Source organism: Nocardioides hwasunensis (assembly GCF_014779665.1).
GTDB classification, from domain to species: domain Bacteria; phylum Actinomycetota; class Actinomycetes; order Propionibacteriales; family Nocardioidaceae; genus Nocardioides; species Nocardioides hwasunensis.
In genome coordinates this window covers 333980-357083 of the sequence record NZ_JACXYY010000004.1, presented here as the reverse complement: position 1 = coordinate 357083, position 23104 = coordinate 333980, and the positions used below count along the sequence as shown (strand labels likewise).

Sequence of the window (23104 nt, the reverse complement as noted above, 5' to 3'; positions counted from 1 at the left end):
ACCACAACGGAGGGACCGCCTGTGACCGACGATCCGACGAGCGCCGACGACGCCTCGGCAGCCGCCGCGCCGGCGCGGCCGCAGCTGCCGCCGGTCGTCTACGTGCCCACGACCGACGAGCCGGACACGGCAGCCCGACGCGTGCTGATGCATCGCGTCGAGGACGGTCGCACGGCGCTCTACACCTACTCGGCCATCGACCGCCTGCACACCTGGTACCTCCCGGACGCCTCGTGGCTGCTGGTCGACGTGGCCGCCCTGCAGCGCATCCACGACCAGACCCCCTACGACCTGCTCTTCCTCGACGTCGACCCGGGCCTGCGTGACGACGACGGCGAGAGGACGGCATGAGCGGGATCGACGTCGACCTCGGTGTGCTCGACACCATCGCGGGCGACCTCGAGACCGCGGCGAGCGGGCTCGACGCACTGGCCGGCAGCGTCCCGCGGGGCGTCGACGGCGGTCCGATGACCGCCGTCATCGCCAGCATGCTGAGCCAGGTGGTGACCAGTGCCGGAAACGTCTCCACCGCGCTGGCCGGCTCGGCGGAGTCCGTGCGTCTCGCGCGCAGCTACTACCAGCGCGCGGACGCCGACTCCTCGGCCGACATGAGCCAGATCCGCCTGGCGATGCAGCCGTGAGCATCGAGACGGAGATCCAGGGCTCGCCCAGCGGGATCGAGGGCGCCGCCTCGTGGCTGCGCAGCAGCCTGGAGCCGAAGGTCACCGACGCCGCGGACGCCGCGAACGACTCGCGTCGGAACGCGGAGATGTCGTGGGACTCGACCGCGGGGGGCGAGTTCGTCGACATGGTCAAGCAGGCTCGCGACAAGATCGACGGCCTGGCCTCCGCCACCACGACCATGGCCGGCGACCTCGACGACTTCGCCGGCAAGCTCAGGCGGTCGCAGGAGCAGATGGGCGACGTCCGCACGACTGCGCGCAACGAGGGGCTGAGCGTCGTCGGCTTCGTCGTCCAGCATCCCGGCGACGGTCCGGCGCGCCCGCCCGCGACGTTCGAGGGCACGCCCGAGGAGGTGGCCCGCTACGAGGACCGGGTCACGGCGTACAACGCCCACCAGGAGCTCCTCGACGCCTACAACGCCGCCGAGACCGAAGCCGCACGGATCGACCGCTACTACGCGACTGCGTGCCGTGACCTGCAGGGCAAGTACCAGCCGGGCACCCACGCCGCGTGGATCCTCACGTTGGGCGACATCGTGGGGGACACCGCCGCGGGCGCCATCGGTGCGAGCATCGCGGTGCGCCAGTCGAGGCTGGCACAGTCGGCACAGGACCTGGTCGACGAGGCGACTCGGGCGATCGACGACCTGCAGGCCAACCCTGACCGCTACATGAAGCGCAAGTGGTTCTTCTTCCAGACCCTCGACGAGGCCCGGCTCGAGGCGGACCGCCTCGCGATCCAGGGCCGTCTCGACGAGGCCGAGGACCTGCTGCGTCGGGCCGACGAGCTCGCCGAGTCGCGCGCGCTGCGCTACCTCGGCCGCGCCGGCAAGGTGCTCGGACCGCTCGGCTTCGGCCTCGGTGTCTACAACGACTGGCAGGAGGGCGAGACGAACACCCAGATCGCTGTCAGCCAGGGGGTGTCGACCGGGCTCGGCGCGGCGGCCGGCTTCGGTGCCAGCGTCGGCACCGCCGCCCTGATCGGAGCGACGGCCGGGTCGGTCGTCCCAGGCGTCGGCACCGCGGTCGGCGCCGTGGTGGGCACGGTCATCGGCGCGGGCGTGGCGATCTTCGCCGACGGCGCGATCGACTCGCTCTTCGAGAACGGCCCGGACGTCGGCAAGGCGTGGGACGAAGGGGTCGACGCCCTCGCCGACACGGGGGAGGCGATCGCCGACGGAGTCTCGAGCATCGGCAGCACGATCGGCGGGTGGTTCGACTGACCGCGCGCCGCAGGATCGGGAAGGTGTCCGCCGGCTTCGGCGTCGTCACGGGTGTACTGGCCTGCGCGCTCGGCGTCGGCCTGGTGCTCGAGGCGGAGAGTGCCTTCGGCCGGGTCTGGGCGTCGGCGTTCATCGTCTTCGGCGTGGTCGCCGCCTTCAGCGCCGTCGTGGCGGCCCGTCCGCTGGAGGACCGGTCGCCGGCCGCTCGGGCCGCCGGTGCGACGGTGCTGCTGCTCCTCGCCGCGTGGGCTGCCGTCGCCGCTGTGATCGGCGCGATCGAGGAGAGCTGGCTCTGGGGCGTCCTGCTCGGCGTCCCGGCTCTGTACCTGCTGTGGGCCGTGACGAGGCTCGCACGCGGACCCGGGCGCACGACCACGTCCTGAGCCCTCGGGGAGACGACGACGGGCGTCAGGGGAGAGCTGCGTACGCCTTGCCGACCGCGGTCGGTCGCGCGCCCGGGCGGTAGAGGCCGCTGCTGGGCCCCTTCGCGGGTGCGGGGAGCCCGAACCACGCCCACCGGCTGACCCACGGCCGCCTCGCGAGCGCGCGCCCGGCGAGCTTGACGAAGCGAGCCTGCACCCTCGCCGACGGCACCCGCGCCCCGCCGTCGAAGCGCATCAGCGCCACCTCGGTCAGCCACACCGGCTTCGCGTAGCGCTCGTGCACGGCATCGAGGTAGTCGGTCAGCTGCGCGACGGCCCGCCTCGGGCGCCAGTCGCCGCCGTACCAGTGGAGCGCGACCGCGTCGACCTGCAGGTCGCGCTGCTCGGCGCCGGTCATGAACCGGTCGAGCCAGCCGCCGGCGTCGGCGCCGCCGAAGGCCACCGCGGGGCTGACCAGGCGCAGGCCGGTCGACTCCAGGCGCGGCCACAGGGCGAGCGCCTCGTCGACGCTCATGTCGGCCTGCTCGGCGAGGTCGGGCTCGTTGAAGCCGAGCAGCCACGGACCGTGCTGCGCCGCCGCCGCGAGCACGTCGTCGGTGACCGAACCGGCCCCCCACACCATCGGCACGAAGGCCGCGCGGGTGCGTCCGACGTACGCCGGCGGCTCGGCCGTCCACGCGTGGTACCAGCCGGCCCGCGACTTCCGCAGCGCCTTCGTCACACCGCGCATCTCCCACACGCCGACGCCCCGCACGTCGCGCGCCTGGACGCGCTCGGGTGCCGGAGCGGCGTGCGCCGGAGTGACCAGCAGCGCTGCCAGGAGGGGGATGACGAGCAGTGCTCCGAGCCGCTTCACCCGCTCACCCTAGGGCGATCAGTCCTCGCCGCGCAGCGTGAACGACCGCAGCCGGTCACCCGCGAAGAACACGCCTGCCACCGTGACGACGACGCTGGCGGCGATCGCCCAGGGCAGGTTGGCAGGGTCGGGGAGCTCGGAGGAGATCTCGTGGCCGATCCGCAGGCCCCACTGCCCGACGCTGAGCCAGGCGACGCCGGAGAAGAGGTTGCCGAGCAGTCCCTCCCAGATCAGCACGAACATCAGCGACGCGATGACCGCGTGCCGGGTGACGGCGGAGACGGCGAGGAAGAGCGCGGAGTACGTCGTCCCCGCGACGGCAGCACCCACGAAGAGCGCGAACGCCCGGGTGGTGTCGCCGGTGACGAGGGCCGCCACGAGGATCGGCAGCGCCCCGGCCACCAGGGTCGCCCCGAGCGCCACGACCCACTTGCTGGTGGCGATGCCGTGGCGGCTGACCGGCTTGGACAGCAGGTAGACGATCGAGCCGTCGTCGACCTCGGGGCCGAGCACGGACGACGCCGCGAGGATCGCGACGAGCGGCAGCACGAGCGGGTAGCCCAGTCCGGGAAGGATCTGGAAGGCGGCGTCGCCGTCGGTGAGCGCAGCCACCAGGGCGACCAGCCCGATCAGCAGGACGGGGAAGGCCAGCAGCAGGATGAAGCGCCGGCGGCCCAGCAGGGCCTGTGCGGCGAGCTTCGCGATCGTTGCGTTCATCATCGGGCCACCAGGTAGGCGAACACGCTCTCCAGCGACTCGTCGCTGGGGGAGAGCTCGAAGAGGGTCACGTCGTGCTGTCGGGCCAGGCCGGGCAGCTCGACGGCGAAGCTGCCCAGGTCGTCGACCTGGACGTCGAGGTGGTCGCCGTTGAGGCTGACCGCGCGCACCGAGTCCTGCGACATCAGGAGCGAGGCGAGCGTGCGGTTGTCGCTGGACTGGAGGGCGTACTGCACCGGGCGGTCCGTCATGAGCCGTCGGATGGCCCCGAAGTCGCCGGACGCGGCGTGTCGCCCGGACACCACGACCTCGATGTGGCGGGCGAGCCGCTCCACCTCCTCGAGGATGTGGGAGCTGAACAGCACTGTGCGGCCCTCGTCGCCGAGGCGGCGCAGCAGGTCCATCAGGTGCATCCGCTGGCGGGGGTCGACCCCGTTGAACGGCTCGTCGAGCAGCAGCACCGACGGGCCGTGGACCAGCGCCGCGGCGATCTTCACCCGCTGGCGCATGCCCTTGGAGTAGGTGTCGAGGCGACGCTGGGCGGGCTCGACCATGTCGACCACCTCGAGGATCCGCTCGGTCGCCCCAGCGGCGTCGGGCAACCGGTGGAGGTCGGCGTTGGCGCGGACGAACTGGCGCCCGGTGAGGTAGCCGAAGCTCAGCTCGCGCTCGGGGACCAGCCCGACCTGGCGGTAGATCTCGGTGTTGCGCCACACCGGCTGGCCGTCGAGAGTGACCGTGCCCGACGACGGCGCCAGGAACCCCGACATCATCGCCATCAGGGTGGTCTTGCCGGCGCCGTTGGGGCCGAGGAGACCGGTCACGCCCGGACCGATCGTGAGCGTCACGTCGTTGACGGCGACGACGTTGCCGAACCAGCGCGACGCCGACTCGAGGACCAGGGTGCTCATCGCGAACCCACCTTCCGGAAGCGGGCGACCAGCCCCAGGACGCAGCCGGCGGCGACGAGGAGGAGGACCAGGACGTACGCCGGCACCCAGGCACCGTCGACGGACACGGGGACGCGGGTCCCGGCGTCCCAGGCGTTGCCCAGACCGCTGTAGAGCGACCACGGGGAGAACAGACCGGCACCGACCGAGACCGAGTCCGAGCCCTGGCTCTGGGCGATGTTCTGGACCGCGGTCACGACGCCCGTCAGCACGATCAGCACCATCACCGAGCCGACCACGGCGAAGCCGCGGCGGAGCGAGACCGACGAGACCAGGCCGGTGATGCCGGCGACCAGGGCGGCCAGGAAGACCTGGAGCACGACGGCCTTGTAGAGGTCGCTGAGCTGGTCGCTCTTGTCGAGCCCGGCGAGGAGCGCACCGACGAACATCAGCAGCGTCGGGATGACCATGAAGGCGAGGAGCGCGACGCTCATCGACAGCCAGCGCACGAAGCCGAAGGCCGCCGACGACAGCGGTCGGGCGGCGTAGAGGACGATCGAGCGGTGGCGCAGGTCGCGCGAGAACAGCACGGGGGCCTGGGCCGCCGCGAAGAGGCTGACCAGGAGCTGGGTCTGGCTGGTGTAGCCGGCGTACGTCACGGGCAGCGACCGCAGTCCGGTGAGGACGACGACGCCGACGATGATCGCCGCCGGCAGCAGGGACATGCCCAGCAGCAGGAACGGCATGACCTTCGACTTGCCGGAGCGCTCGAGCCCGTAGGCGTGGCGCAGTCCGGTCAGGAACAGGGTGCGCGCGATGGCGCCGGTGCCCTCGCGCGGGCCGTCGTACCTGCGGTAGCCCAGGTCGTGGATGACCCCGGAGCGCCCGGTGCCGGGTGTCGTTGACTCAGACATGTGCGCCCCCTTCGAGGAAGACGTCCTCGAGGTGTCCGCGATCGGGCTCGAGGCGCATCAGGCCGAGGCCGAGGTCGGCGGCGACGTCGCGGATCAGGTCGTGCGCGACACCCTCGGTGGCGAGCTCGGGCGCCGGCGGGTCGATCGCGACCATCGTGCCCCGCGGGCGGCACACCAGTCCCCGCTGGGCGAGCGCCTCGCCGAGCCGGTCGCGCTCGGTCTCGGTGCCCACGACCTCGACCAGCAGCCCGCCCGTGCGGCGGAGGAAGTCGCCGGTCGCGCTCGAGCGGAGCAGGCGGCCGCCGTCGAGGACGATGACGTGGTCGCTGACCTGCTCCAGCTCGCCGAGCAGGTGCGAGGTGACCAGGACGGCGATGCCGAACTCGCTGCCGATGCGGCCGACCAGCCGCAGCATGTCGTTGCGGGCGGCCGGGTCGAGACCGTTGGTCGGCTCGTCGAGGAAGACCAGGCGCGGGTCGTGGGCCAGCGCCTGGGCGAGCTTGGCGCGCTGCTTCATGCCGGTGGAGTAGCCCCCCATCGGTCGGTAGCGCTCCTCGTCGAGGCCCACGTGGCGCAGCACGTCGGCGGCGCGCTCGCGGGCCGCGGCGTGGCCGAGCCCGGACATCCGGGCCATGTGGACCACGAAGTCGCTGGCGCTGACGTCGGGCGGCAGGCAGTCGTGCTCCGGCATGTAGCCGACGAGCCGCCGGATCTCCTGGCTGGCCGCGTCGATGTCGTGTCCGAGGACCTGGGCCCGTCCGCCGGTGGGCTCGATCAGCCCGAGCAGGATCTTGATCAGCGTCGACTTCCCGGCGCCGTTCGCGCCGACGAGACCGGTCACGCCCGGACCCACGTCGACGGTGAGGTCGGTCAGCGCGTGGACGTTGCCGTAGTGCTTGGTCAGGCCCGCGGTCGAGATGACCGGCGGCGCGCCCATGAGTTCCCCCGTCACATCGCTCACGCTAGCGCTCCGGCGTACGCCCCGGCATCAGGGATCGCCCGGATGGACGTGGAGGTCTGGTGGAGGCCTGCGGACGTCATGACGCGTGGTCGCGGGGGCAGCCGCTCGCCATGACGTACGTTGACAGCGTCATGGTCTGCCGGGTCTCGGCAGCCCCGCCCGGGGCGGGCCCTAGGCTTGTCACCACATTCCCCGGTTGGTCTGCCGGCAGGGCCCGCCTGACTTTGAATCAGGACTAGCGACGTAGGTTCGACTCCTACCCGGGGAGCTCGTCGTCCTCGAGCGGCCTGTAGGCGAACCATCCGTCGCCGGGTCCGAGGCGGGGCTGGCCCGCGGCGCGCATGGCGAGAAGCGCCCGGAGCGCCCCGCTGACCGGAGGCAGCTCGCTCCGAACCGACCGCTCGAGGTGCCCCTCCCAGAAGACGAGGAAGCGGTCGTCGCGGTGCCTCGAGCCGTCGAGCTCGCTGACGTCTTCGTCGAGCCATGCGCGTCGCCCGTGGTGGCTGCGTACGACCTGTTCCCACTCATCGGGCGTCGCGACGATGCCGACGCCGGCGTGGTCGCGCTCGAGCTCACGGAGCCACGTCGCCTGCGTGGCCCGGTCGGGGAGATCGGGCTCAGGTTCAGGTGGCCGTGCACCACGCTCGATGTGTCGGCCGGCAGCGCGCTCCACCTGGGCTGCCACCTGCGGTGCGTACAGGGCGGGCGTGACGCAGCCCTGCGCCTCGCGCCACGCGGCCGCGAACGGGAGCAATGTCGAGCCCTCGGGCGGCACGTCCGTGAGGTCGGCGACGTCGAATGCGAAGCCCACCTCGATCTGGGCGCCGTGCTGCCCCGGCACGACGTCGATCGACGTCACCCAGACCTCCGTGCCGAAGCCCTGGTAGCGGTCGATGCCGTCAGGCCCCGTGCCGTAGGCGTCCACGGCCTCCCCCAGATCGAGCGGTCGCGTCAGGATCCGGAACAGCTCGCGCGCATAGGCCTCGTCGTCCACCGCCCCATGGTCTCCGACTCGACCGCTCCTCGCGATGGAATTCCACGCGCTCGGGTGGGACTTCACTGGACCGGGTGAGCACTGAGTTCGCCCCGCCACCAGGCGATGCAAGACTGCGGGCATGGAGAACCTCACCGTCATCGTCCTGGCCGCAGGTGGCGGCACCCGCATGAAGTCCAAGACCATGAAGGTGCTGCACCCCATCGCCGGACGCTCCATGATCGGGCACGTGCTGAGCGCCGTGCAGGCCGTCGAGCCGACCAGCGTCGTCGCCGTCGTCGGCCACCAGCGCGAGCAGGTCGGCCCGCACATCACCGACCTCATGCCGAGCGCGGTGCTGGCCGTCCAGGAGACGCAGGACGGCACCGGGCACGCCGTACGCATCGCGATGGAGGCCTCCGGCACCACCACCGGCACCGTGATCGTGGCAGCCGGCGACACCCCGCTGCTGGAGGGGGAGTCGCTGCGCGCGTTCGCCGCCGAGCACGAGGCGGCGCAGCGCGCGGTGAGCATCCTGAGCGGACGGGTGGCGCGACCGTTCGGCTACGGCCGCATCATCCGCAACCACGAGGGCGACGTCGAGGCCATCGTGGAGGAGAAGGACGCGACACCCGAGCAGCGCGAGATCGACGAGATCAGCTCGGGGATCCTCGCCTTCGACGCGGAGTTCCTCGTCTCGGCGCTGCCGCGGATCAGCAACGACAACGCCAAGGGCGAGTACTACCTGACCGACGCCGTCGGGCTGGCCCGCGAGGACGGCCTCACTGTCGGCGCGCACCTCATCGAGGACGTCGCGCAGACCGAGGGCGCCAACGACCGCGCCCAGCTCGCCGAGCTCGGCAAGGAGCTCAACCGCCGCATCGTCACCCGCTGGATGAAGGACGGGGTGACCGTCATGGACCCGGCCACGACCTGGATCGAGGCCGATGTCGTCATCGAGCCCGACGCGACGATCCTGCCCGGCACCCAGCTGCTCGGCGCGACCGTCGTGCGCGAGGACGCCGTGGTCGGCCCCGACACCACGCTGAAGGACTGCGAGATCGGCGCCGGCGCCCGCGTCGTACGCACGCACGGCGAGCTCGCCGTCATCGGCGACCGGGCCACCGTCGGTCCGTTCGCCTACCTCCGCCCCGGCACCCAGCTCGGCATCGCCGGCAAGATCGGCACCTTCGTGGAGACCAAGAACTCGACGATCGGCGACGGCGCCAAGGTGCCGCACCTGTCGTACGTCGGTGACGCGGAGATCGGCGAGGGCACCAACATCGGCGCCGGCACGATCTTCGCCAACTACGACGGGGTGGCCAAGCACCGCACCGTCATCGGTCGTCACGCGAAGACCGGCTCCAACAACACCTTCGTCGCACCGGTCGAGGTCGGCGACGGCGCGGGGACCGCGGGCGGCACGACCGTACGCCGCAACGTGCCCGCCGGCGCGCTCGCCGTGAGCAGCGCGCCGCAGCGCAACCTCGAGGGCTGGAGCGAGTCGAAGCGGCCCGGCACGGCGCAGGCCGAGGCCGCCCGAACGGCGCGTGAACACCAGGAGAAGACCGAGCAGTGACCCCGCCCTTGGGGATGGCCGCCACGTGGTCCAGAATCGTTCCCAGCACCTCCTGAACACCCCCCGATCGAGGAGTCGCGTCGCGTGACCGGAATGAAGCGGACCACCGAGAAGAACTTGATGGTCTTCAGCGGCCGGGCCTATCCCGACCTCTCCGAGGAGGTCGCCGACCTCCTCGAGTGCGGGCTCGTCCCGCAGGACGCTCGGGCCTTCGCCAACGGCGAGCTCTACGTCCGCTACGAGGAGTCGGTGCGCGGGTGCGACGCCTTCGTGATCCAGAGCCACACGGCTCCGATCAACGAGTGGATCATGGAGCACCTGATCATGGTCGACGCGCTCAAGCGCGCCTCGGCCAAGCGGATCACCGTCGTGATGCCGTTCTACGGCTACGCCCGCCAGGACAAGAAGCACCGCGGCCGCGAGCCCATCTCGGCCCGCCTGATGGCCGACCTCTTCAAGACGGCCGGCGCCGACCGGCTGATCACCGTCGACCTGCACGCCGACCAGATCCAGGGTTTCTTCGACGGTCCCGTCGACCACCTGATGGCGCTGCCGATCCTCACCGACTACGTCAAGCAGAAGTACGGCGACCAGCAGCTCGCCGTCGTCTCACCCGACGCCGGCCGGATCAAGGTCGCCGAGCGCTGGTCGGCTCGTCTCGGCGGGGCGCCCCTGGCGTTCATCCACAAGACCCGGCGCACCGACGTGGCCAACGAGGTCGTCGCCAACCGGGTCGTCGGTGACGTCGCCGGCAAGATCTGCATCCTGACCGACGACATGATCGACACCGGTGGCACGATCGTGAAGGCCGCGGAGGCCTGCGTGGCCGACGGGGCCGCCGGCGTGGTCATCGCCGCGACGCACCCGATCCTGTCCGACCCCGCGGTCGACCGGCTCAAGAACTCGACGGTGACCGAGGTCGTGGTCACCAACACGCTCCCGATCCCCGCCGACAAGCAGTTCGACAAGCTGACCACGCTCTCGATCGCCCCGCTCCTCGCCCGCGCGATCCGCGAGGTGTTCGAGGACGGCTCGGTCACCTCCATGTTCGACGGCCACGCCTGACCAGCCCGCCCGCCGCCCGGGACGCGCGCTGGCGCCGATCCTGAACCCCCGCTTGTCCGGGTGATCGCGAACATCTGGTGGCGTGCACACCCCGTGAGGTTCGTGATCCCCCGCGTATGCGGGGGTTCCAGTTCGGTCGAGGGGTGGCCCGCGGCGCGCCCGGACCGTGGAGACCGCCCCGCCTACAGGGTGCGGTCCAGGTCGTCGAGGGCGTCGTTCCACGACCGGGCCAGGACGGTGGGCACGTCGCCGGTCGCGAGCGCGTCGGTGACTGCGGCGCGGAGCTCACGGCGTACGTCGACGGTGAGCGGCAGTCGCGGGAACGCGCGGCCGATGACCTGCGCCATGGCCTGACCAGAGCGGTGGGCGAGGTCGAGTGCCTCGGTGACGTAGCGGGAGAGGTAGGGATGTACCAGATCGGCCTGCTCCCAGCCCCAGAAGCCGTCGGCGACGGCGGTGAACTCGTGGTTGCCGAGGTCGCCGCTCATGAGGCTGGCCCAGGCCTCGGCCTTCGCCTCCGCGGTGGGAACGGCAGCGCGCGCCGTCAACGCGGCGTGGTGGCCGGAGACCGATTGGTCGCGTTCGGACTCGGTCTGCACGTGCGAGGGATCGCCGAGCTCGGCGAGCCGGTGCACGGCCACCCAGCGCACGCCCGTGTCCACACCGTCCCGGGCCAGCCAGTCGACCAGGAAGGCACGATCGGAGCTGAGACGGGCCAGCGCGCGCGAAGCACCGGCGGCGAGCGCCGGGTCGCCGCCATCGACCGCTCCGCGAGCGATGTCGGCGACGACTCCGAGGTGGTCCGCCACCTCGTCGGGAGCCGAGTACCTGCGCACGACGAGCTGCAGCGTCGCCAGCACGCCCTCGAACACCACCGGGTGCCGCTCGGGCCGAAGGTGGCGGTCGGCGAGGGCGACGAGCTCCCCGACGTCGATCACGCGGCTCTCCGTGAGGTCGGCCGCGGTCCACCACAGCATCGCCCGCGTGAGCGACGACTCGACCGAGGAGAGGCCTGCGGTGATCGCCGACCACGACCGCTCGTCGGGGCGGATCACTGCGAAGGTCTCGTCGCCGGAGTTCGGCACCACGACCCGACCCGCCAGGTCGTCGAGGCGGACGGGTGCTTCCCCCAGGCTCACGTCCTGGGTCCCGACCAGCTGCATCTCGTCGTCGTACGCCGACACGGTGAGGCGGTGCGACCGCGAGCCCTGACGGGTGAGGACCGGCGTGTCACCGTCGCGCGTGACGACCAGGGTGTCGAAGCCGGTGGTGCGCAGCCACGCCTGCGCCCAGCCGCGCACGTCCTTGTCGGTCGCCGCATCGAGGGAGTCGAGGAAGTCAGCGAGTGTCGCGTTGCCGAAGGCGTGGGTGGTGAGGTGCCGGTTGACCCCGGCGAGGAAGTCCTCCTGGCCCAGCCAGTGGCCGAGCTGGGCGAGAGCTGCGTTTCCCTTGGCGTAGGTGATCATGTCGGCGTTCGCGAAGGCCGCATCGGCGTCGTCGACGCGCTCGGCGTCCTCGGCGACGGGATGGCTCGAGCGGCGCCGGTCGGCCCGGTAGCCCGTCGGCTTGCGGGTGATGGCGGCCGAGGTCCATGCGTCGGTGTAGCCGGCCGCGATGCCCGCGACGTCGTAGCCCATGAAGTCGGCGAACGACTCGTTGAGCCAGATGTCGTTCCACCACTCCATGGTCACGAGGTCGCCGAACCACATGTGCGCCATCTCGTGCGCGATGGTCGAGGCGATCCACTCGCGCTCGAGCTCGGTGGGTGTGCCCTGCACGAGCATCTCGTCGCGGTAGACCACGCAGCCGGGAAACTCCATCGCGCCCCAGTTGAGGCCGGGGGAGAACACCTGCTGGAAGTCGGCGTAGGGGTAGTCCGGCTCGAAGATGCTCGTGTAGTGCTGGAAGCAGGCGCTGGTGATGCGCTTGAGCTCGTCGGCGTCGCGCTGCAGCTCGCCTCCCTGGGATGCCCGCGCGTGCCAACCGAACGGCAGCGTTCCGCCGGGTGCCGGGGCGTACGGCTCGTCCCAGGTGACCGACACCCACGGCCCACCCTGCACCGTGAAGAGGTACGACGAGAAGGGCGGCGTCGTCGTGAACCGCCACGTGTCGCTGTCGACGCCCGACGTGCGCTCCTCCACGGCACCGTTGGCCAGGACCGTCCAGTGGGACGGGGCCGTGACGCTCACGGCGAAGGTGGTCTTGATGTCGGGCTGGTCGAAGCAGGGCAGCACCTTCTGCGTGATGTCCATCGAGGTGTGCCCGCAGACGTAGCGCTCGCCGTCGGCGGGGTCGATGGTGACCGTCATGCCGTCGCCGTCGGTGACGTAGGGCATCCGCGCGCTCACGCGGACGGTGTTCGTCGCGGCGAGGTCGGTCAGCGCGATCCGCCCGTCGGCGTACGGCGCCGGCTGCCCGTCGAGGGTGACGTCCGTGCCGCCGGTGAGCTCGAGGAACGACGACGCGCCGGGGGCGGTGCACCCGAAGGTGATCGTCGCCTCGACCCCGAAGTCCTCGGTCGAGGTGAGGTCGAGGTGGACTTCGGTGTGGACGTCGGACAGGAGGGTGGCGCGCTCGCGCGCCTCGGAGAGCTTCAGGGGCACCCGGCCCACCCTAGGCGACCCGCCCCCGACCGGTCGCCACGGATTCGACCTCGCGCGGGGCACCCGACTAGAGTCTCCGGGTTGCCTCGGCGAGGGAGCCCGTTGAACGACGGGGACTCCGTGATCGACTGGGCCGGCCGTCACCACTGCGCCGCGCTCACGATCCGGAGCGCGGCGTTCGTCGTCTCCGCCGAGCCGAGGCCCACGAGCACCGGGTCGCCAGGCCCGAGACAGACCCGCCCCCGAGTAGTTGGAGAGACCCATGGCTGACGCCGAGAAGATCGCCGCAGAGGCGCGCACCGAGTTCGGCAAGGGTGCGGCGCGCCGCATCCGTCGCGACAACAAGATCCCCGCCGTCATCTACGGCCACGGCAACGAGCCGGTCCACGTGATCCTGCCCGGCCACCAGACGATGATGGCGCTCAAGCACGGCGGCGCCAACGCGCTCCTCGCGCTCGACGTCGACGGCTCCGAGCAGCTCGCGCTCACCAAGGACGTCCAGATCGACCCGATCCGCCGCGTGATCGAGCACCTCGACTTCGTCGCCGTCCGCCGTGGCGAGAAGGTGACCGTCGACGTCCCCGTGCACGTGACCGGCGACGCCGCCCCCGACACCCTGGTCGTCACCGAGAACGCCGTGGTCTCCGTCGAGGCCGAGGCCACCCACATCCCCGAGTTCTTCGAGGTCTCCGTCGAGGGCGCCGCGATCGGCACCCAGATCCTCGCCAAGGACCTCGACCTCCCGTCGGGCACGACGCTGCTCGCCGACGAGGAGCTGCTCATCGTCAACGTGACCGAGCAGATCTCCGCCGAGGCCCTCGAGGCCGAGCTGGAGGAGGCAGAGGCCGAGGCCGGCATCGAGCACGACGTCTCCGACGAGGAGATCGCCGACGCGCAGGAAGAGGCCAAGGCCGAGGACGCCGCGCAGGAGTCCGACTCCGAGTGACCCCCGACGTCCCGTGGTGGTGCTCCACCACGGGACGTCGCCGAATGGGCACTTCCCTGGGTCAATCGACCAGGGGAGGTGCCCATTCGTCTGCACACCTTGATGGACAGGCGGTACGACGATGTGGCCCTGGCGCCGATGGAAGGATGAGCGCGTGAGCGAGCAGACCAGCGGGCAGGGCGAGGTGTGGCTGGTCGTCGGCCTCGGCAACCCCGGCCCGACCTATGCCGGCCACCGGCACAACATCGGCTACCTGGTCACCGACGAGCTCGCCTCCCGGATGGGGTCGCCCTTCAGGTCCCACAAGTCGGGCCGCGCCGACGTCGTCGAGGGCCGTCTGTCGCCGGGCGGCCCCCGCGTCGTCCTGGCCCGCGGTCGCGGCTACATGAACGAGTCGGGCGGGCCGGTCAAGGCGCTCGCCTCCTTCTACAAGGTCGAGCCCGACCACGTGATCGCGATCCACGACGAGCTCGACATCGCCTTCGGCACCCTGCGCATCAAGCTCGGCGGCGGCGACAACGGTCACAACGGCCTCAAGTCGATGCGCTCGTCCTTCGGCACGGGTGACTTCTACCGGGTGCGTGCCGGGATCGGCCGTCCGCCGGGTCGCCAGGACGTCGCCGACTTCGTGCTCTCCAACTACTCCACCGTCGAGCGCAAGGAGCTGCCCTTCCAGGTCTCCGACGCCGCCGACGCGGTCGAGTCGCTGGTCACCGACGGCCTCGAGAAGACCCAGCAGCGCTTCAACTCCTGAGCCAGCAGGGTCCTCCCTCGTTTGGGGCATGTGCCCACTGCCGCCGGCCCCTAGCGTCGAGGGATCGGGCCGACGGGGGAGGACCGCGATGTCGACGAGCAGCACGAACCGGGCCGGGACCACCGGACCCGGCACCGTGCACGTCCCCGCGCCCCGACGCAGCTGGGACCCGCCCGCGGCCCCCGCGCCCGTCGTACGACGCCGCCGTCCCGTGCGTCGCATCCTCGGCGTCCTGCTCGCCCTCGGGCTGCTCGTCGTGGTGCTCGGTGCCGTGACCAACGTCGTGATGGTCAGCCGCCTGGAGCGGATCGAGGGTGCCTTCACGGGGCTGAGGGACCGACCTCCGGCGTCGCCGGGCCGGACCTTCCTCATGGTCGGCACCCGGCCCGGGACGGCGGGCCAGGACGTCCCGTGGCTGGCGGGGAGGCAGTCGGTCGAGGCCGTCATGCTGGTCGACATCCCGCCGGACGGGCTGTCCGCGCGCGTGGAGACCCTCCCCCTATCCAGTGGCGTCGCGCCCGTCGCGGCGTCGATGCCGCCGAGCGCGACCGTCGCAGCCGCGGAGGCCTGGTCGGGCCGGCGCGTCGACCACCTCATCGCCATCGACTGGAACACCTTCGTCCAGCTGGCCGGTGCCAACGGCGTCGACGCCGCCTACGCCTACGGCTCGGGCCCGCGAGCCCAGCAGGACTACCTCAGGCAGGTCATGGAGGCCACCCTCCACCAGGAGATGCGCAAGCGGCCGCTCGACCTCTACCGCGCGCTCAGCACGACCGTCGACGGCACTGCGGTCGACGACGGCTGGTCGATCGTCGACCTCGACCGGCTCCTCCTCGAGCTGCGCGACCTGCGGTCCCTCGACATCACCTACGCGATGGCGCGGCCCGGCTGACGTCGTACTCCCCAATTGTGGCGAAAGCGCTCGCACGCGGTCGGCGAGCGCTCCGCGGGGTCACAGGATCAGGGTGTGCGGGGCGTGGGGCCCGGCACGCGACTTGGGGGAGTTGGGGAGATGGCCGTTGCCAGCGTCATCATTCCGGCGCACAACGAGGCGGCCACCATCGGTCGCAACCTGCGCGCGCTGCGCAAGGGCACCCGTGCCGAGGACCTCGACGTCGTCGTGGTCTGCAACGGCTGCACCGACCGCACCGCCGAGGTCGCCCGCGACGCCGACCCGCTCGCCCGCGTCATCGAGATCGGGCAGCCCTCGAAGGCCGAGGCCGTCCGGGTGGGCAACGCCGCCACCGACGTGTTCCCCCGGATCCACCTCGACGCCGACATCGAGCTCCACGGCACCGCCGCGCTCCGGCTCATCGAGCCGATCACCCGCGACGAGGTGCTCGCGACCGCGCCCGCCCGCGCCGTCCCGCGCGCCGGCTGCTCGCGCTGGGTGCGCTGGTACTACGACGTCTGGGAGTCGCTCCCGCAGGTCGAGGCCGGCCTCTTCGGGCGCGGCGTCGTCGTCCTGTCCGAGCAGGCCCAGGCCCGCGTCACCGCCCTGCCGCGGATGATGAGCGACGACCTGGGCATGTCCGACTCGTTCAGCGGTCACGAACGACGCATCGTCCCGGCCGCGGTGGCCGTGGTCCACCCGCCGCGCACCGTGCACGACCTGGTCCGTCGCCGGATCCGGATCGCCACGGGCAACGCCCAGGCCGCCCAGCTCGGCGTACGTCGACCGGCCTCGCGCACGCAGCCGCGCACCCTGATCGCCCTCGCGGTCGGCCGCCCCGGCCTGGCCCTCCGACTCCCGGTGTTCGTGGCCATCCACGTCGCCGCCCAGATCGGCGCCCGACAGGCGCTGAGAGCTGGGGACTTCACCACCTGGCAACGAGACGAAAGCTCACGCTCATGACCCTGTCCAGCGCGAGACCACAACCGCGGTCCCGCTCCGTCGTCGCCCCCACGGCCACCATCGAGGACGGCGCCCGCGTCGGTCCCGGTGTGCAGGTGTGGGATCAGGCGGTCGTCCGTGCCGGCGCCCAGGTCGGTGCCGACACGATCCTCGGCCGCGGGGTGTACGTCGGCCCCGGCGCGCGCCTCGGTGAGCGCTGCAAGGTGCAGAACCAGGCCCTCGTCTACGAGCCCGCCGTGCTCGGCGACGGCGTCTTCATCGGACCCGCCGTCGTGCTCACCAACGACACCTACCCGCGTGCGGTGACCCCGGACGGGCGCCGCAAGGGGGCCGAGGACTGGGAGGCCGTGGGAGTCACGATCGAGGAGGGAGCCTCCATCGGCGCCCGTGCCGTGTGCGTCGCACCGGTGCGGATCGGTCGCTGGGCCAGCGTCGGCGCGGGCTCCGTGGTGACGCGCGACGTGGCTGACCACGCCCTGGTCGTCGGCACGCCCGCGCGCCGGGTCGGCTGGGTCGGACGCAGCGGCGTACCGCTCGTCTCGGACACGCGCGACCGATGGATCTGCCCGGTCTCGGGTGAGGTCTACGAGGAGATCGACGGACGACTGGAGGAAGCACGATGAGCACCACCCCCACCCCGCAGCAGGGCCCGATGGGCATCGCCGTGATCGGCGCCGGCTACTGGGGACCCAACCTGGTCCGCAACTTCGCCAGCTCGCCCGACTGGGACCTGCGGGTGGTCTGCGATCTCGACCTGGAGCGTGCCCGGAAGGTCGCGGGACCGCACGTCGAGGTGACCGACGACCTCGAGCGGGTCCTCGACGACCCGACCATCCACGCCGTCGCGATCGCCACCCCGGCGCGCACCCACCACGGACTGGCGCTGCAGGCGCTGAGCGCCGGCAAGCATGTCGTCGTCGAGAAGCCGCTCGCCGACAGCGTGGCCCGTGGCCGCATGATGGTCGACCTGGCCGACGCCCAGGGCCTGGTCCTGATGACCGACCACACGTTCTGCTACACGCCGGTCGTGCAGAAGATGCGCGAGCTGGTCGTGAGCGGCGAGCTGGGCCAGATCCACTTCATCGACTCGGTGCGGATCAACCTCGGCCTCGTCCAGCCCGACATCGACGTGCTCTGGGACCTCGCGCCGCACGACCTGGCGATCCTCGACCACATCCTGCCCTCCGGGCTCCCGTCGGAGGGCATCGGCGCGACGGGTGCGGACCCGATCGGCGCCGGACGCGCGTGCGTGGGTCACCTGACGCTGCCGCTGCCCGACGACGGACTCGCGCACGTCCACGTGAACTGGCTCAGCCCCACCAAGATCCGCCAGATGGTGATCGGCGGCTCGCGCCGCACCCTCGTCTGGGACGACCTCAACCCGCAGCAGCGGCTGAGCGTCTACGACCGTGGCGTCGACCTGGCCCGGACCTCGGTCGGTGGCACCGACCGCACCGCGTCGTCGGTGTCGTACCGGCTCGGTGACACCTGGTCGCCTGCGCTGCCCGAGCGCGAGGCCCTCGGCGCGATGGTCACCGAGTTCGCCGCCGCCATCCGCGAGGGTCGGCCGGCGCTGACCGACGGCCACTCCGGGCTCCGGGTCCTCGAGGTGCTGGAGCAGGCCTCGCACCGGCTCGCCGCGCAGTCCGGCACCACGCACCAGTCCGGTCCGATGGTGCCCGCCGGCCCGCCACCGGTGCCGCAGCAGGCCACCGCCCCGTCGGTGCTGGAGGGAGTCCGATGACCGCGCTGCAGGGGGCGACCGCCCTGGTGACCGGCGGCGCCGGCACCATCGGCTCGACGCTCGTCGACCAGCTCTTCGACGCGGGGGTCTCGGAGGTCCGGGTCCTCGACAACCTGGTCCGCGGACGCGAGGCCAACCTCGAGGCCGCGATGGAGCGCACGGGCGTGGAGCTGAAGCTCGTCCGCGGCGACATCCGCGACCGCGACCTCGTGCACGACCTGACGCGCGGCTGCGACCTGGTCTTCCACCAGGCCGCCATCCGGATCACCCAGTGCGCCGAGGAGCCCCGGCTCGCGCTCGAGGTCCTCGTCGACGGCTCGTTCAACGTCATCGAGGCGGCCGCTGCGACGCCCGGGGTCGACAAGATCGTCGCTGCCTCGTCCGCGTCGGTCTACGGCCTCGCGGAGCAGTTCCCGACGCCCGAGGACCAGCACCCCTACGCCAACGACACGTTCTACGGCGCCGCGAAGACGTTCAACGAGGGCATGCTGAAGAGCTTCCGCGCCATGAACGGCCTCGACTACGTCGGCCTGCGCTACTTCAACGTCTACGGGCCGCGGATGGACGTGCACGGCCTCTACACCGAGGTGCTGGTGCGCTGGATGGAGCGGATCGACGACGGGCTGCCGCCGCTGATCTTCGGCGACGGCCGGCAGACCATGGACTTCGTCTTCACCACCGACATCGCCCGGGCCAACGTGCTGGCCGCCTCGTCGTCCGTCGTGGAGGGCGTCTACAACGTCGCTCGCGGTGAGGAGACCAGCCTGCTGGGGCTCGCGGAGACCCTGCTCAGGGTGATGGGCTCGGACCTGCCCGTGGAGCACGGCCCCGAGCGCGGGGTCAACGGCGTCGTACGCCGCCTCGCCGACACGTGCGCCGCCGAGCGCGACCTCGGCTTCGTCGCGGGCACCGGCCTCGAGGAGGGTCTGCGGGACCTGGTGGAGTGGTGGCGACCGCAGCGCGAGGAGATCGCCGCGGGCCGCACGAAGCAGGCCGTGGCGTCATGAGCATCGACCAGCAGCTCACCCGCATCAACGTGATGCAGCCGTGGCTCGGCGAGGAGGAGGTCGCCGCGGTCTCCGAGGTGCTCCGCTCCGGCTGGGTCGCCCAGGGGCCGCGCGTGGCTGCCTTCGAGGACGCGTTCGCGCAGTCCCAGCAGGCCGCCCACGCGGTCGCGGTCAGCAACTGCACCACTGCGCTGCACCTGGCTCTGGTCGTGGTCGGCGTCGGGCCGGGTGACGAGGTCGTCGTCCCCTCCTTCTCGTTCGTCGCGACCGCCAACGCCCCGACCTACGTCGGGGCCACGCCGGTCTTCGCAGACGTCGACGGCGCGACCGGCAACCTCACGGTCGACACGATCGCCACGGTGGTCACCCCGCGCACGCGCGCGGTGATCGCCGTGGACCAGGGCGGCGTGCCGCTCGACCTGCGCGCCATCCGTGAGTGGTGCGACCCGCGCGGGATCACCGTCATCGAGGACGCCGCCTGCGCCGCCGGCTCCACCGCTCACGGTCGCCCGGTCGGCACCGAGGCGGAGATCGCCGCCTGGTCCTTCCACCCGCGCAAGCTGTTGACCACCGGCGAGGGCGGCATGCTCACCACCTCGCGCGCGGACTGGGCCCAGCGCGCCCGACGGCTGCGCGAGCACGCGATGAGCGTGTCCGCCGCCGACCGGCACGCATCCGTGCTGGCGCCGCCGGAGTCCTACGCCGAGGTCGGCTTCAACTACCGGATGACCGACCTGCAGGCCGCTGTCGGCCTGGTCCAGCTGGGCCGGCTCCCGGAGATGGTCGCCCGTCGCCGCGAGCTGGCAGCGGCGTACGCCGCGGTGGTCGACGAGCTGCCCGGGCTGCGGCTGGTCGGTGACCCGGCCTGGGGAACGACCAACTTCCAGTCGTGCTGGCTCGAGGTCCTGCCCGAGCACCCGCTCGGACGCGAGGACCTGATGGTGCACCTGGCCGAGGCCGGGATCTCGGCACGGCGCGGCATCATGGCCGCGCACCGCCAGCCGGCCCACGACCAGCGCCCGCACGTGCCGCTGCCGGTCACCGAGCGGCTCAACGACCACACGCTGATCCTGCCGCTCTTCCACCAGATGACCGCGTCCGAGCACGCCCGCGTCTGCGACGCCCTGGCCGCTGCGTGGCGACCATGACCGGCCTGCTGATGGTCGGTGCGAGCGGGCTGGCCCGGGAGGCCACGGCGGTCGCGGTGCTCCTGCAGCACGACGGGCCGCTGAACATCGTGGACGACAACTCCGCGGTGTGGGGCACCCTCCACGGGCTGACCCCTGTGATCGGCTCGGTCGACCTGGTCACCGAGCTCGTCGACCACGACGTGCTGCTCACGCTGGGCAAGGGACGCCACCGCCGCCGGGTGGTCGTGCGCCTCGAGATGCTCGGCATGGACCCGGCCCGCTACATCTCGCTGATCCATCCGCGCATCGTGCTGCCCGGCAGCTGCTCCATCGGCGCCGGCTCGATCGCGCTCGACGGCGTGGTGCTGACCGCGGACGTCGAGGTCGGGCGCCACGTGGTGCTGATGCCGCAGGTGACGCTCACCCACGGCTGCACCGTGCACGACTACGCCACGCTCTGCGCCGGCGTCTCCCTCGGGGGCGACGTCGAGATCGGCGAGGGCGCCTACATCGGCATGAACGCCACCGTGCGCGAAGGCGTGCACATCGGCGCCGACGCCGTCGTCGGGATGGGGGCCGTGGTCCTCCACGACGTCCCGGCAGGAGAGACCTGGGCCGGAGTGCCCGCCCGCCCGATCCGGACAGGAGTCCACCTATGAGCAACGTCCCCTTCGTCGACCTCGCCTCGCAGCACGACGAGGTCGCGGCCGAGGTGGAGGCCGGCATCGCCGCCGTCTTCGCCGCGACGTCCTTCGTCGATGGGCCGCCGGTCGCCGACTTCGAGCGCGAGTACGCCGACTTCGTCGGGGTGGACCACTGCATCGGTGTCGGAAACGGCACCGACGCGCTCGAGCTGGCGCTGCGGGCGGCGGGTGTCGGCCCCGGGGGAGAGGTCGTGATCCCCGCCAACACCTTCATCGCCACCGCCGAGGCGGTCTCGCGGATCGGCGCCGTGCCGGTGCTCGTCGACATCGACGACGACCGGCTGCTCATCGATCCCGACGGCGTGGAGGCGGCGATCACCGACCGCACCCAGGCCGTCGTGGCCGTGCACCTCTTCGGTCAGCTGGCCCCGATGGCCCGGCTCAGGGCGATCTGCGACGCGGCCGGCGTCCCGCTGGTCGAGGACGCCGCCCAGTCCCAGGGCGCACGGCTCGACGGCAGGGGATCGGGTGGCCTCGCCACGGTCGCGGCCACCAGCTTCTACCCCGGCAAGAACCTCGGCGCGGCCGGCGACGCCGGGGCCGTGACGACCGACGACGCCACGATCGCCGCCGAGGTGCGCCGACTGCGCAACCACGGCTCGTCCGTGCGCTACGTCCACGACGTCATCGGGATGAACTCCCGGCTCGACACGATCCAGGCGGTCTACCTCCGCGCCAAGCTCGACCGGCTCGAGAAGTGGAACGAGCTGCGCGTGCGCGCCGCGGCCCGTTACGACCAGCTGCTGGCCGACGTGCCCGGCGTACGCCGACCGCTGGCCGGCGCGGAGGGCCAGCACGTCTGGCACCTCTACGTCGTCCGCGTCGCCGAGCGCGACCGGGTCCTGGGCGAGCTCAACCAGGCGGGGGTCGGTGCCGGCATCCACTACCCCTACCCGGTGCACCTCACCGGGGCCTACGCCCACCTCGGACTCGGCTCGGGCACCGCACCGGTGACGGAGAGGGCCGCCGGCGAGATCCTGTCGCTGCCGATGCACCCTCACCTGACCGAGGCCATGCAGGACCGGGTCGTCGAGGTGCTCCGCTCCGCGGTCGGAGGGGGAGTCTCGTGACCACCCTGCTCGTCGCCAACGACGGCGGCCACCTGATGCAGCTCCACACGCTGCGCCCGCGCCTCGGCGTGGGCGAGGACGTCGTGTGGGTGACGGTGAGGACACCCCAGACCGAGTCGATGCTGGCCGGCGAGCGGGTGCACTGGATGGCACCCTGCCCGCCCCGCGACCTCGCGGCGGTGGCCCGCAACGCGGTCGCGGCGCGCAAGCTCTTCCGCCTCCACGACGTACGCCTGGTGGTGAGCACCGGCGCGGCGCTCGCGCTGTCGGTGCTGCCGCAGGCCCGTCTGCGCGGCATCGAGACGGTCTACATCGAGAGTGCCACCCGCCGCGACGAGCCGTCGCTGTCGGGACGCGCGATGGCCGCGATGCCCGGCATCACGACCTTCAGCCAGTCCAGCGACCTCGACCGGGGGGCGTGGCGCTACCTGGCCTCGCCGTGGGACCTCTACGAGGTCACCCCTACCGCCCCGCGACCGGTCCGCCGGATGGTCGTCAGCCTCGGCACGCAGGAGGACTACTCCTTCCGGCGGCTGCTCGAGCGCCTCGTCCCGCTCGTCCCGGAGGGGACCGAGGTGATGTGGCAGACCGGGTGCACCGACACCACGGGCCTCGGTATCGAGGGACGTGCCCGGGTGCCCGCCGAGGAGATGCGCGCCGCGATCGCGCACGCCGACGTCGTGGTTGCCCACGCCGGCACCGGCATCGCGCTGATGGCACTCGAGAACGGCAGGTTCCCCATCCTGGTGCCGCGACGCGCCAAGCACGGTGAGCACGTCGACGACCACCAGCTGACCATCGCGCTCGACCTCGCGCTGCGCGACCTGTGCATCTCGCGCGACGCCGACAGCCTCAAGGCGCGCGACCTGGACGCGGCGGCGGGGCACCGGGTCACGAAGGTCGCCGACCCGCCGCCGCTGCACATCAGTGGGGTCCGCATCCCACGGCAACGGATCGGCAACGGTGCCGCGCCCGCCGCGACCGCCGCGGTCGTCGCGATGGTCGGCGACCGCTGAGGCGCACCGGCACCGAAAAGTGGGGATCTCT

At 72.0% G+C, this 23104-nt stretch carries 24 protein-coding genes and 1 tRNA gene; 18 read left to right on the top strand and 7 right to left on the bottom strand.

The features are described 5' to 3' along the window. Positions 1 to 21 precede the first annotated feature (21 nt). Genes IEZ25_RS11600 through IEZ25_RS11585 form a run of 4 tightly spaced genes read left to right on the top strand, consistent with a single transcriptional unit; the run spans position 22 to position 2289 of the window. Positions 22 to 351: an SAV_915 family protein gene (locus tag IEZ25_RS11600; RefSeq protein WP_191199577.1), complete on the top strand. Its 330-nt coding sequence runs from the start codon at positions 22 to 24 to the stop codon at positions 349 to 351. Further along, complete coding sequence (locus tag IEZ25_RS11595) at positions 348 to 641, top strand: hypothetical protein (RefSeq protein ID WP_191199576.1); 294 nt, start codon at positions 348 to 350, stop codon at positions 639 to 641. The genes IEZ25_RS11600 and IEZ25_RS11595 overlap by 4 nt, the downstream gene beginning before the upstream one ends. Then, on the top strand, positions 638 to 1906 hold the full coding sequence (locus IEZ25_RS11590) for a hypothetical protein (RefSeq protein WP_191199575.1): 1269 nt from the start codon (positions 638 to 640) through the stop codon (positions 1904 to 1906). The genes IEZ25_RS11595 and IEZ25_RS11590 overlap by 4 nt, the downstream gene beginning before the upstream one ends. Continuing rightward, positions 1894 to 2289, top strand: coding sequence for a hypothetical protein (locus tag IEZ25_RS11585; protein ID WP_191199574.1), 396 nt, complete (start codon positions 1894 to 1896; stop codon positions 2287 to 2289). The genes IEZ25_RS11590 and IEZ25_RS11585 overlap by 13 nt, the downstream gene beginning before the upstream one ends. A 25-nt stretch (positions 2290 to 2314) precedes the next feature. Here IEZ25_RS11585 and IEZ25_RS11580 read toward each other — a convergent pair whose 3' ends face one another. Genes IEZ25_RS11580 through IEZ25_RS11560 form a run of 5 tightly spaced genes read right to left on the bottom strand, consistent with a single transcriptional unit; the run spans position 2315 to position 6618 of the window. Further along, complete coding sequence (locus tag IEZ25_RS11580; protein WP_191199573.1) at positions 2315 to 3145, bottom strand: glycosyl hydrolase; 831 nt, start codon at positions 3143 to 3145, stop codon at positions 2315 to 2317. A gap of 18 nt (positions 3146 to 3163) precedes the next feature. Continuing rightward, positions 3164 to 3862: an ABC transporter permease gene (locus tag IEZ25_RS11575; RefSeq protein WP_191199572.1), complete on the bottom strand. Its 699-nt coding sequence runs from the start codon at positions 3860 to 3862 to the stop codon at positions 3164 to 3166. Further along, the gene (locus IEZ25_RS11570; RefSeq protein ID WP_191199571.1) at positions 3862 to 4773 is read right to left on the bottom strand and encodes an ABC transporter ATP-binding protein; all 912 of its coding nucleotides are present in this window, start codon (positions 4771 to 4773) and stop codon (positions 3862 to 3864) included. The genes IEZ25_RS11575 and IEZ25_RS11570 overlap by 1 nt, the downstream gene beginning before the upstream one ends. Further along, on the bottom strand, positions 4770 to 5666 hold the full coding sequence (locus tag IEZ25_RS11565; protein WP_191199570.1) for an ABC transporter permease: 897 nt from the start codon (positions 5664 to 5666) through the stop codon (positions 4770 to 4772). Before IEZ25_RS11565 ends, IEZ25_RS11570 begins: the two co-directional genes overlap by 4 nt. Then, positions 5659 to 6618 (bottom strand): ABC transporter ATP-binding protein, encoded by a 960-nt coding sequence (locus IEZ25_RS11560; protein WP_318152185.1) that lies wholly within the window; start codon positions 6616 to 6618, stop codon positions 5659 to 5661. The genes IEZ25_RS11565 and IEZ25_RS11560 overlap by 8 nt, the downstream gene beginning before the upstream one ends. A 198-nt stretch (positions 6619 to 6816) precedes the next feature. Between IEZ25_RS11560 and IEZ25_RS11555 the strand changes: the two genes are divergently transcribed. Beyond that, positions 6817 to 6895, top strand: a tRNA-Gln gene (locus tag IEZ25_RS11555). Here the strand turns inward: IEZ25_RS11555 and IEZ25_RS11550 are convergent. Then, positions 6884 to 7621: a hypothetical protein gene (locus IEZ25_RS11550; RefSeq protein ID WP_191199569.1), complete on the bottom strand. Its 738-nt coding sequence runs from the start codon at positions 7619 to 7621 to the stop codon at positions 6884 to 6886. The genes IEZ25_RS11555 and IEZ25_RS11550 overlap by 12 nt on opposite strands. 121 nt (positions 7622 to 7742) lie before the next feature. On the opposite strand from IEZ25_RS11550, the gene glmU reads away from it, so the two are divergent. Together glmU and IEZ25_RS11540 are read left to right on the top strand one after the other, a co-directional pair. Continuing rightward, positions 7743 to 9179 carry a bifunctional UDP-N-acetylglucosamine diphosphorylase/glucosamine-1-phosphate N-acetyltransferase GlmU gene (gene glmU, locus IEZ25_RS11545; protein WP_191199568.1) on the top strand — a complete coding sequence of 479 codons (1437 nt, stop codon included), beginning with the start codon at positions 7743 to 7745 and terminating at the stop codon, positions 9177 to 9179. Positions 9180 to 9272: 93 nt separating this feature from the next. Further along, positions 9273 to 10244: a ribose-phosphate diphosphokinase gene (locus IEZ25_RS11540; RefSeq protein WP_191199567.1), complete on the top strand. Its 972-nt coding sequence runs from the start codon at positions 9273 to 9275 to the stop codon at positions 10242 to 10244. A gap of 182 nt (positions 10245 to 10426) precedes the next feature. On the opposite strand, the gene pepN is transcribed toward IEZ25_RS11540, so the two are convergent. Further along, on the bottom strand, positions 10427 to 12847 hold the full coding sequence (gene pepN / locus IEZ25_RS11535; protein ID WP_191199566.1) for an aminopeptidase N: 2421 nt from the start codon (positions 12845 to 12847) through the stop codon (positions 10427 to 10429). A gap of 262 nt (positions 12848 to 13109) precedes the next feature. Here pepN and IEZ25_RS11530 point away from each other — a divergent pair, with 262 nt between their 5' ends. From IEZ25_RS11530 to IEZ25_RS11480, 11 genes are all read left to right on the top strand, one after another. Beyond that, positions 13110 to 13793, top strand: coding sequence for a 50S ribosomal protein L25/general stress protein Ctc (locus IEZ25_RS11530; protein WP_191199565.1), 684 nt, complete (start codon positions 13110 to 13112; stop codon positions 13791 to 13793). Positions 13794 to 13947: 154 nt separating this feature from the next. After that, a complete protein-coding gene (gene pth / locus IEZ25_RS11525) occupies positions 13948 to 14547 on the top strand; it encodes an aminoacyl-tRNA hydrolase (protein ID WP_318152184.1) in 600 nt (199 codons plus the stop codon). An 88-nt stretch (positions 14548 to 14635) separates the two neighbouring features. After that, positions 14636 to 15439 carry a hypothetical protein gene (locus IEZ25_RS11520; protein WP_191199563.1) on the top strand — a complete coding sequence of 268 codons (804 nt, stop codon included), beginning with the start codon at positions 14636 to 14638 and terminating at the stop codon, positions 15437 to 15439. A 120-nt stretch (positions 15440 to 15559) separates the two neighbouring features. Next, positions 15560 to 16402, top strand: a complete 843-nt coding sequence (locus IEZ25_RS11515; RefSeq protein WP_191199562.1) for a glycosyltransferase — start codon at positions 15560 to 15562, stop codon at positions 16400 to 16402. Beyond that, positions 16399 to 17025 carry an acyltransferase gene (locus IEZ25_RS11510; protein WP_191199561.1) on the top strand — a complete coding sequence of 209 codons (627 nt, stop codon included), beginning with the start codon at positions 16399 to 16401 and terminating at the stop codon, positions 17023 to 17025. Before IEZ25_RS11515 ends, IEZ25_RS11510 begins: the two co-directional genes overlap by 4 nt. Next, complete coding sequence (locus IEZ25_RS11505; RefSeq protein ID WP_191199560.1) at positions 17022 to 18146, top strand: Gfo/Idh/MocA family protein; 1125 nt, start codon at positions 17022 to 17024, stop codon at positions 18144 to 18146. Before IEZ25_RS11510 ends, IEZ25_RS11505 begins: the two co-directional genes overlap by 4 nt. Further along, positions 18143 to 19153 carry an NAD-dependent epimerase/dehydratase family protein gene (locus IEZ25_RS11500; protein ID WP_191199559.1) on the top strand — a complete coding sequence of 337 codons (1011 nt, stop codon included), beginning with the start codon at positions 18143 to 18145 and terminating at the stop codon, positions 19151 to 19153. Before IEZ25_RS11505 ends, IEZ25_RS11500 begins: the two co-directional genes overlap by 4 nt. Beyond that, positions 19150 to 20301, top strand: coding sequence for a DegT/DnrJ/EryC1/StrS family aminotransferase (locus tag IEZ25_RS11495; protein ID WP_191199558.1), 1152 nt, complete (start codon positions 19150 to 19152; stop codon positions 20299 to 20301). The genes IEZ25_RS11500 and IEZ25_RS11495 overlap by 4 nt, the downstream gene beginning before the upstream one ends. Beyond that, a complete protein-coding gene (locus IEZ25_RS11490) occupies positions 20298 to 20942 on the top strand; it encodes a NeuD/PglB/VioB family sugar acetyltransferase (RefSeq protein ID WP_191199557.1) in 645 nt (214 codons plus the stop codon). The genes IEZ25_RS11495 and IEZ25_RS11490 overlap by 4 nt, the downstream gene beginning before the upstream one ends. Beyond that, the gene (locus tag IEZ25_RS11485; RefSeq protein WP_191199556.1) at positions 20939 to 22057 is read left to right on the top strand and encodes a DegT/DnrJ/EryC1/StrS family aminotransferase; all 1119 of its coding nucleotides are present in this window, start codon (positions 20939 to 20941) and stop codon (positions 22055 to 22057) included. Before IEZ25_RS11490 ends, IEZ25_RS11485 begins: the two co-directional genes overlap by 4 nt. Further along, complete coding sequence (locus IEZ25_RS11480) at positions 22054 to 23073, top strand: glycosyltransferase (RefSeq protein ID WP_191199555.1); 1020 nt, start codon at positions 22054 to 22056, stop codon at positions 23071 to 23073. The genes IEZ25_RS11485 and IEZ25_RS11480 overlap by 4 nt, the downstream gene beginning before the upstream one ends. Positions 23074 to 23104: the final 31 nt, after the last annotated feature.

Bases quoted from the DNA above. Each gene is read 5' to 3' on its own strand.
- IEZ25_RS11595 (WP_191199576.1), top strand. From the start codon at position 348: ATGAGCGGGATCGACGTCGACCTCGGTGTGCTCGACACCATCGCGGGC.
- IEZ25_RS11500 (WP_191199559.1), top strand. From the start codon at position 18,143: ATGACCGCGCTGCAGGGGGCGACCGCCCTGGTGACCGGCGGCGCCGGC.
- IEZ25_RS11515 (WP_191199562.1), top strand. From the start codon at position 15,560: ATGGCCGTTGCCAGCGTCATCATTCCGGCGCACAACGAGGCGGCCACC.
- IEZ25_RS11570 (WP_191199571.1), bottom strand. From the start codon at position 4,773: ATGAGCACCCTGGTCCTCGAGTCGGCGTCGCGCTGGTTCGGCAACGTC.
- IEZ25_RS11540 (WP_191199567.1), top strand. From the start codon at position 9,273: ATGAAGCGGACCACCGAGAAGAACTTGATGGTCTTCAGCGGCCGGGCC.
- IEZ25_RS11485 (WP_191199556.1), top strand. From the start codon at position 20,939: ATGAGCAACGTCCCCTTCGTCGACCTCGCCTCGCAGCACGACGAGGTC.
- IEZ25_RS11490 (WP_191199557.1), top strand. From the start codon at position 20,298: ATGACCGGCCTGCTGATGGTCGGTGCGAGCGGGCTGGCCCGGGAGGCC.
- IEZ25_RS11520 (WP_191199563.1), top strand. From the start codon at position 14,636: ATGTCGACGAGCAGCACGAACCGGGCCGGGACCACCGGACCCGGCACC.
- IEZ25_RS11505 (WP_191199560.1), top strand. From the start codon at position 17,022: ATGAGCACCACCCCCACCCCGCAGCAGGGCCCGATGGGCATCGCCGTG.
- IEZ25_RS11575 (WP_191199572.1), bottom strand. From the start codon at position 3,862: ATGAACGCAACGATCGCGAAGCTCGCCGCACAGGCCCTGCTGGGCCGC.
- glmU (WP_191199568.1), top strand. From the start codon at position 7,743: ATGGAGAACCTCACCGTCATCGTCCTGGCCGCAGGTGGCGGCACCCGC.
- IEZ25_RS11530 (WP_191199565.1), top strand. From the start codon at position 13,110: ATGGCTGACGCCGAGAAGATCGCCGCAGAGGCGCGCACCGAGTTCGGC.
- IEZ25_RS11495 (WP_191199558.1), top strand. From the start codon at position 19,150: ATGAGCATCGACCAGCAGCTCACCCGCATCAACGTGATGCAGCCGTGG.
- IEZ25_RS11565 (WP_191199570.1), bottom strand. From the start codon at position 5,666: ATGTCTGAGTCAACGACACCCGGCACCGGGCGCTCCGGGGTCATCCAC.
- IEZ25_RS11510 (WP_191199561.1), top strand. From the start codon at position 16,399: ATGACCCTGTCCAGCGCGAGACCACAACCGCGGTCCCGCTCCGTCGTC.